This is a genomic window from Paenibacillus sp. J22FR5, assembly GCF_059691975.1.
The window spans coordinates 22,789-30,995 of record NZ_JCAUAN010000046.1; the positions used below are offsets into that span (position 1 = coordinate 22,789).

General features: G+C 49.2%; 6 protein-coding genes and 1 pseudogene. 6 read left to right on the plus strand and 1 reads right to left on the minus strand.

Annotated features, from left to right (window positions below; genetic code table 11):
- From AC58P7_RS31625 to AC58P7_RS31645, 5 genes are all read left to right on the plus strand, one after another.
- Positions 1-336 carry a (2Fe-2S)-binding protein gene (locus tag AC58P7_RS31625; RefSeq protein WP_497350076.1) on the plus strand — a complete coding sequence of 112 codons (336 nt, stop codon included), beginning with the start codon at positions 1-3 and terminating at the stop codon, positions 334-336.
- Positions 333-1,574 (plus strand): NAD(P)/FAD-dependent oxidoreductase, encoded by a 1,242-nt coding sequence (locus AC58P7_RS31630; protein WP_497350077.1) that lies wholly within the window; start codon positions 333-335, stop codon positions 1,572-1,574. Before AC58P7_RS31625 ends, AC58P7_RS31630 begins: the two co-directional genes overlap by 4 nt.
- Positions 1,571-3,019 (plus strand): NAD-dependent malic enzyme, encoded by a 1,449-nt coding sequence (locus tag AC58P7_RS31635; RefSeq protein WP_497350078.1) that lies wholly within the window; start codon positions 1,571-1,573, stop codon positions 3,017-3,019. The genes AC58P7_RS31630 and AC58P7_RS31635 overlap by 4 nt, the downstream gene beginning before the upstream one ends.
- A 61-nt stretch (positions 3,020-3,080) precedes the next feature.
- A complete protein-coding gene (locus tag AC58P7_RS31640; protein ID WP_497317360.1) occupies positions 3,081-4,166 on the plus strand; it encodes a M24 family metallopeptidase in 1,086 nt (361 codons plus the stop codon).
- A 92-nt stretch (positions 4,167-4,258) separates the two neighbouring features.
- Entirely contained in the window at positions 4,259-6,559 is a 2,301-nt protein-coding gene (locus AC58P7_RS31645) for a beta-L-arabinofuranosidase domain-containing protein (RefSeq protein WP_497350079.1), read from the plus strand.
- An 11-nt stretch (positions 6,560-6,570) separates the two neighbouring features.
- Here the strand turns inward: AC58P7_RS31645 and AC58P7_RS31650 are convergent.
- Positions 6,571-6,833: pseudogene (locus tag AC58P7_RS31650) on the minus strand (IS4 family transposase); the annotation flags it as partial.
- A gap of 277 nt (positions 6,834-7,110) precedes the next feature.
- Between AC58P7_RS31650 and AC58P7_RS31655 the strand changes: the two are divergent.
- The coding region (locus AC58P7_RS31655) for an IS110 family RNA-guided transposase (protein WP_497350080.1) at positions 7,111-8,207 on the plus strand (1,097 nt) is incomplete at its 3' end.

Consider the following 8,207-nt stretch of genomic DNA (forward strand, 5'->3'; position numbering starts at 1 on the left):
ATGGAATCTATGCGCATTGAGCAACATCCGATTCTGGGCCGCAAGGCCCCCCATGAAATCGTTGACTTTACGTTTAACGGCAAGCCGATGACCGGCCGCAGGGGAGAACCCGTTGCCGCCGCCCTGCTTGCGGCAGGCATCCGCACGTTGCGCAGACATGAAGAATCCGGGAATCCCCGGGGTCTGTACTGCGCAATTGGCCATTGTATGGAGTGCAGAGTTCAAATTGCGGACAAAGGCATCGTTCGGGCATGTCTGACGCCTTTGGAGCCTGGCATGAGCATCAGGGAAGGGCAGCAATTGCCCAATGAAATAACCGGGAGGGAATTGCCATGAGCTTCAAACGGCAGCAGTCCGATCTGATCATCGTCGGTGCAGGTCCGGCAGGCTTGTCAGCAGCGGCGGGAGCAGCGGAAATAGGCTTGCGGGTGATGATTGTTGATGAATTTCCGCAGCCCGGCGGCCGGATGCCGGGGCAATTTCACGAGGAACATGGGTCTTGGTGGGTCGGCAAGCATATCGCCGAGGAGCTTATCGAGCGAAATCGCAAGCTCGGCGTCGATATCCAGTGCGGCGCATCCGTTTACGATATGCGCAGAGTCGGGAACCGCTGGGAAATATCGACATCGGTCGGCGTTTTTGTCGCCCCTTATGCGCTTTTGGCGACAGGAGCGGCAGAATTGCCGCTGCCTATAGAGGGCTGGACGCTGCCTGGCGTCATGTCAATCGGCGCCGCCCAGGTGCTGACCAATGTCCATTACGTCAAACCGGGCAAGCGGGGAATTATTGTCGGCGTCAATGTGCTGGCGATGGCCATTGCCAGAGAGCTTGCGGTGAGCGGCGTTGAACTGGCCGGCATCGTGCTGCCGCCGGGCGGCTCGACTGCGGGAAAAACGGCGGTGCCGCGGAACAATATGGAAACGTTAATGGGTTTGTCCCATCTGGCTCCTTCCCCGCTGCTTCGCAGCGGTGGCAAACTAGCCAAAGCGATGGGACTGGCAGGCCTGGTCACGGGCCTGTTCCCGCAGCGCGGAATCAAAATATGGGATATTCCGCTCAGGCTGCGTACCGCCGTCTGTTCAATCAACGGCAAGGATCGGGTAGAATCGGTTACGCTTGCTAACGTAACTGGCGCCGGCCAGCTTGTGGTGGGATCGGAGCGTGAGGAGCCCGTCGACTTCGTGGCGATTGCCGGTGGTCTGTATCCGCTGGCTGAACTTGCGGCAGTAGCGGGTTGTCCTTTCCTTTACGTTCAGGAGCTTGGCGGGCACATTCCGCTACACAGCGAGCGCATGCAAACGACACTGGCCGGGCTGTATGTGGCCGGCAACATTACGGGAGTCGAAAGCGCGCTCGTTTCGATGTCGCAGGGTAGGCTAGCCGCCGCATCGATCTGCTTCGATTCCGGGATTTTGGGCTCCAGGGGCGAAGAAAAGGTTCATCAGGCTATGGAAGAGGTGCGGCAAGTTCGCTCGGAGGCGCTAATTCAATTCCAGCCGGGCATCCCGGAGGCGCGGCGTTGCTTGTACCGCAAATGGCAGGGAACGATGGAAGCTGAGGTGCAAAGGGAATGAGGGTTCATAAGGGAAGCAGCACAAATATCATTTTGCGTCTGGAGATCGATCAAGCCAAGACGTCTTTCGGGCAAATCGCGACAGCGATTGGCGAAACGGGAGGAGATATCGTAGCCGTCGATGTTAGCCGGGCGGGCAAGCAGACGACCTTTCACGACATTACGATAACGACGGAGCCGACTCTTGCCGAACGTATCGTTCAGTGCCTGGAAGTGCTTTCAGGCGTTAAGGTCATCAATGTCTCCGACCAAACGATGCTGCTCCATCTCGGAGGGAAAATTGAAGTAGCCTCCAAAATGAAGATCAAAAACCGCGATGACCTGTCGCGGGTCTACACGCCGGGCGTAGCGAGAGTTTGCCTGGCGATTCAGGAAAGACCGTCGCGAGCCTACTCCCTCACGATCAAGAGAAATACGATCGCCGTCGTATCAGACGGGTCTGCCGTGCTTGGGCTAGGCAACATCGGGCCGTTGGCCGCAATGCCCGTCATGGAAGGCAAAGCGATGCTGTTCAAGCAGCTTGCCGATGTTGACGCTTTTCCCATTTGCCTGGATACGCAAGACACGGAAGAAATAATCCACAGCATCAAACGCATGGCTCCGACTTTCGGAGGCATTAATCTGGAAGACATATCCTCGCCGCGTTGTTTTGAAATTGAACGGCGATTGATCGAGGAATTGGACATTCCTGTTTTTCATGACGATCAGCATGGCACTGCCGTCGTGATGCTGGCGGGCCTGTACAATGCGATGAAGCTTGTCGGCAAACAGCTTGAAGCATGCAAAATTGTCATTTGCGGAGTCGGGGCGGCGGGTCACGCCTGCACGAAAATATTGCTTGCGGCAGGGGCAAAGCGCATCATCGGCGTTGATCGCTGCGGGGCCTTGGTGCGGGGGCATCACTACGAGAACGAAGCTTGGGCCTGGTACGCAGAGCATACGAATCCTGATATGGAGACGGGAATGTTGTCAGATGTGATCCGTGATGCTGATATTTTTATCGGGGTTTCCGGTCCCGGCTTATTGAAGGCGGGGGATGTGCGTAAAATGTCCGCCGATCCGATTGTGTTCGCCATGGCTAATCCCGAACCGGAAATTAGTCCTGACGAAGTAGAAGGAATCGTTCGCGTAATGGCGACCGGGCGTTCCGACTATCCTAATCAGATTAATAATGTATTATGCTTTCCGGGTATGTTTCGCGGGGTACTGGATTGCCGCGCTACGAAGGTTACCGAACTTATGAAACTCGCTGCAGCAAAAGCCATCGCGTCGGTGGTCGACGAAGAGGAATTGAACGAGCAATATATTATACCGAGTGTGTTTAACCGTAATGTAGTCGAGCAGGTGCGTAAGGCGGTCATTCAAGCTGCTTACGAATCCAATGTGGCGCGCCGCCGCGAAGTTCCTGGAGACGATCCGGACCAGACTCGCGAAACGGCAGAATAAGCCCTGTTGGCTAAGGCCGATCAGGCGATTGGAAATAATGCGAATATGGATGGTGGAAGGAATGAACGCAAGGATCCAAAAGCTGTATACGAGCATGGAAGCCATGAATTTGGACACTGTGTTCGTTACGCTTCCCAAAAGTGTGTATTATTTGACCGGCTTTGCGACCGAGCCGCATGAGCGCTTTCTCGGGCTGATTTTGCCGAAGGACGAGGAGCCGTTTCTGATCGTTCCAGAACTGGATGTCGAAGCGGCTAGGCAGGCTTCACAGGTGACGCGGATTTTTGGCTACTCCGATACGAAAGATCCTTATATAGTGCTGAAAAGTCATGTGGGTCATGCACTCAAGAGAGTCGGGATCGAAAAGAGCCATCTCTCCGTCCGTCGTTACGAGGAATTGACGCAATCGCTCGGCATTGAGCAGTATGTCGACGTAGAAGATACACTGTGCCGGATGCGGGCAATCAAATCTCCGGAAGAAGTAGCGCGCATGAAGGAAGCGGTACGACTTGCCGAAGAAATGCTGCGCGTTGGCATCAGCAAGGTTGCGGTGGGTATGAAGGAAATCGAGATTGCCGCAGAAATTGAATATGCCATGAAGCGGTCGGGGGTAAGTCCTGCGTTCTCTACGACGGTTCTCACCGGCGAAAAATCGGCGCTGCCACACGGAGCTACCGGCAACCGCAAAATCGCACGCGGCGATTTGCTTTTGTTCGACATGGGCGTTTGCGTCGATGGTTACTTATCCGATATGACGCGCACGTTCGCCGTCGGTGATATTGATAGCAAGAAGGCAGAAATCTACGAAACCGTGCTGCAGGCCAATTTGCTGGCGATTGAGGCGATTCGTCCCAATGTCATCATGGCCGATGTAGATCGCACGGCGCGAGAATACATTACCGCCGTAGGCTATGGCCCTTATTTTATGCATCGCTTAGGTCACGGGCTTGGCATTGAAATCCACGAATATCCGTCGCTTCACGGGGATAATCAGGACCAACTGCTTGAAGGCATGGTTGTGACCATCGAGCCAGGCATCTACGTGCCGGATGTCGGCGGGGTTCGCATAGAGGATGATGTACTCGTCACTTCGACGGGCGTCGAGGTGCTTAATGCCTTTGAGAAAACATTGACGATTATCGGTTAAGCAAGGCAACCGCAAGAAAATGGGAAGTCACAGCAGCAAATTTTTCAGAACAGAGTGAGGAATGGAGCCACGTACAAAGAGGAGGACCGTAGATGGAGATCAAAGAGAACGCCGTTAATTCGGCAAGCGCGAAAGATAAAACAGAATTGGACGGCAATGCGATCTATTTGGGGAATTTAAATACAGTAGAGGCCGATTTGAATCTACCGCTTATGGGTAAATACGGATCTTCAATCCACTGGGAATCGAAGGAGCTTTTTATAAGCCATACAGGTAAGGTAACAAGACCTACCTATGGAGTTGGTAATCGGAGAGTTACTCTTATTGCAACGGTGACTTGTGAAGGAGAGGTGACCCAAAAGACATTTGTAGCAACGGTTCTCCAAGAAGAATATAAAGCAAATATTATTTCGGCAAATCCAATATTAGTGCGGTCAAAGACAGGGGAACGACCAGAATTGCCGACAGTCGTTATCGTAAAAAATGATACCGGAAGTCATACGGTAAACAACGTTTTCTGGGACCCAGTTAAACAGGAGGCTTACCAGCAAAAAGGATTCTTTTCGATCCATGGTAAGTTGGAAGGAAGCCATTTAAAGGCCGTGGCCAATATTCAAATATGCGATAATTTTGAGGAAATAGTCGATCATACCAAGCGGTTGAAAGAATTTAAAGGACATAGTGTAAGTCTGGAGAAGGAGAGTGAATTTGGAGCGGCTATGAACCGTTTTCTGCAGTATGTACAGTCAGTGGACGATGATCAGATGCTATATAATTTCAGAGCGGCGGCTACCGGTGACACCAAAGGAGCACAGCCGATGACGGGGTGGGATGCTCCGGAATGCAATCTGAAGGGGCACACAACAGGACACTATCTCTCCTCTTTGGCACTTGCTTATAATGCTACGGGTGATTTTGTTCTGCTGAGGAAAATCCAATACATGGTTGAAGAATTGGGCGAATGCCAGAAAGCTATGTCTGAAAAGGCGGGATATAGCCAGGGCTTCCTGAGCGCGTATTCGGAAGAACAGTTCGATCTGCTGGAGCAGTACACGACTTATCCGGAAATATGGGCTCCTTACTATACGCTGCATAAAATTATGGCCGGTCTGTTGGATTGTTATCAGCTTGCAGGACAGCAAAAAGCCTTGGATATTTGCGATAAGTTGGGCAATTGGGTACACAACCGACTAAGCAGGCTTCTGAAGGAACAGCTGCATAAAATGTGGTCATTGTACATTGCCGGGGAATATGGAGGTATGAATGAGGTTTTGGCCAAGTTATATGAAATCACAGGCAATAAAAATCATCTGATAGCGGCGAAATATTTTGACAATGAAAAACTCTTCTTCCCGATGAAAGAGGATGTAGATACTCTAGGGAATATGCATGCCAACCAGCACATCCCGCAAATTATTGGAGCGTTAAAGCTGTTTGAGGTTGAGGGTGACAAGAAATATTATAAGATCGCAGAGAACTTTTGGACTATGGTGACACAAAGTCATATTTATCAAATTGGCGGTACCGGGGAGACGGAAATGTTTAAAGAGCCCAACGCCATTGCAAGATTTCTTACCGATAAGACTGCGGAAACCTGTGCTAGCTATAATATGCTGAAATTGACCAAAGAACTTTTTCAGTTTAACCCGCGTAAAGCGTATATGGATTATTATGAGAATGCACTCTATAACCATATTCTTGCCACAGAGAACAGAAAAACAGCAGAAGGTGGCACCACCTACTTTATGCCAACGGCGCCTGGATCTGTTAAGAAATTTGATACTCATGAAAATACCTGTTGTCATGGAACTGGCCTGGAAAATCATTTTAAATATCAAGAAGGCGTCTATTTTCATGATGAAGACAGATTGTATGTAAATTTGTATATTCCCTCTCAATTGAATTGGAGCGAGAAGGAGCTCATCTTGATTCAGAAACGGGATCAGAACGGTTTGGGGACAGTCAAATTCTATCTAGATGGCGGCCCTGAAACTACCATTATGTTCAGAATTCCTAATTGGTTATCAGAGCCAATTGAAGTAAAGGTAAACGGAGAGATCTACAGCAATCTTGAGTATGTGCACGGATATTTAAAGCTGTGCAGAGCGTGGAAGAAGGATGAAATCGAACTGACGATGCCCTACTCAATGAGATTGACGGGCATATCCGATAACGAAACCATTAAAAGTCTTACTTATGGACCATACGTTTTGGTGGCAATAAGCGAGGAAAGGGATTATATATCCTGGACATACAGTGAAAAAGAGTTTCTGGAACAAATAATTCAACAAAAGGAGAGCCCTTTGACGTTTGTTTTGGATGGAATAAAGTTTGTTCCATTGTATCAAGTACAAGATGAACGCTATCATACGTATTTTAAGATTACCCAATGATTTCCTCCATATTCTGGAGTCCAACGCATGCCATATATTCGCACGATTTCGTCTTCACTTATGGTCAAGTCCGTGCTGATAAGCGCTTGTTACGATTTTGAACAAACACGAACTTAACCGGTAATCCGCAAGAGGTTTCGGCGATGACGGAGCCCAGAATTTCAGTTGGCTTACCCTTTGAAATTGTTGCGTACAACTCTTCTAAGGTCATTAGTTTGCCGTTTAAGCGATAGCGTTGCTTCAATTCTTTGACCATACCAATGACAGGTACTCCCCGAGTGAGAACAAAAGTTGAAACACAGAGGGTGTTTTTCTGTCAATTAATCCTTGCAGCCATAAGGCTTAACTAGTTTTTAGAAGGTGCGAAATTTGAGTTTGTTATAAATCAACAGTGCTTATTTTTTTATTTTTTAATTGCCTCTTTCGTTAACGTTAGCATTCCTGTAGAGCGTTAATTTTCAGCTTTGCAAAAAAACAAGCGCCTCGGTACGATGGGAGTACGCAACGGGTCATAGCCCTTTAAATCCCATCATCCAGGAGGACGCTCTATTATGAAGTTTAAATCGCAGGTCAAACAAAATCAACTCATTGAAAAAATTACCTCTCAGCATCTTGTTATCGGGATCGACATCGCCCAACTAACGCACGTTGCGCGTGCTGTTAACTTTCGTGGCATCGTGATCGGTAACCCCTTGTCCTTCTCCAATGACGAGGAGGGCTTTCACACCCTCCTTCGGTGGATCCAGTCGCTGCAATCTGCTCACGCTTTAACGGCGGCCATTGTTGGTATGGAGCCTACCGGACACTACTGGCACAACCTCTCTAAGTGGCTCTCGAACCGCCAGTTTGAAGTCGTTCTGGTCAATCCACATCTTGTGAAAAAGAATAAGGAGAACCGCGATAATACACCATCCAAGAGCGACAAAAAAGATGCACTTGTCATCGCAGATATGGTTAAAAACGGCTACTACTCGTTCACTCGCAACACACCAGAAGTATTTGAAGAACTGCGTGTCTTTCTCTCAAACCGTGACTCTGTCGTAACGAGGCTCGTTAGTGCTAAGAACCAAATCCATCGTTGGGTGGACGTTGTTTTTCCTGAGCTTCGACAAGTCTTCAAGAACATCATTTGTACGGGTTCACTGACTACACTTCGTCTTTTTCCTACGCCTGAAGAATTATGCAAATTAAAGTCTCAAGACGTCGTACAAGGTTGGAAATCGCTTATGAAACGACAATCTGGTGAACGAAAAGCTCGAGCTCTTATCTCTCTTGCTAACAGTTCTATAGGTTCTAAGCAAGCAACGTATGCCTACAAGCTTCACTTGAAGCAACTTCTCGATGAGTACGACCTCGCTTGCCTACAGCTTCAAGCCGTAGAAACGGAGATTATTGCTGTTTTAGATAGAATACCTTTTGCTAAATCCATGCTTGCTGTCAAAGGGATTAACGCCATTTCACTAGCTGGTATCCTCGGTGAGGCGGGGGATTTAAGTGGCTTTGTGCACGGTAATGCCTTGCTGCGTCATGCTGGACTTAACCTCGCTGAAGCAAGTTCAGGTAAATGGACCGGACAGATGAAGATTAGCAAACGTGGTCGCTCTCGCCTCCGACGATTTATCTTCATGATGACGATGAGTTTAGTAGC

Excerpts from the sequence above, each read along its gene's own strand:
- AC58P7_RS31635 (WP_497350078.1), top strand. The coding sequence starts at position 1,571 with ATGAGGGTTCATAAGGGAAGCAGCACAAATATCATTTTGCGTCTGGAG.
- AC58P7_RS31640 (WP_497317360.1), top strand. The coding sequence starts at position 3,081 with ATGAACGCAAGGATCCAAAAGCTGTATACGAGCATGGAAGCCATGAAT.
- AC58P7_RS31645 (WP_497350079.1), top strand. The coding sequence starts at position 4,259 with ATGGAGATCAAAGAGAACGCCGTTAATTCGGCAAGCGCGAAAGATAAA.
- AC58P7_RS31630 (WP_497350077.1), top strand. The coding sequence starts at position 333 with ATGAGCTTCAAACGGCAGCAGTCCGATCTGATCATCGTCGGTGCAGGT.
- AC58P7_RS31625 (WP_497350076.1), top strand. The coding sequence starts at position 1 with ATGGAATCTATGCGCATTGAGCAACATCCGATTCTGGGCCGCAAGGCC.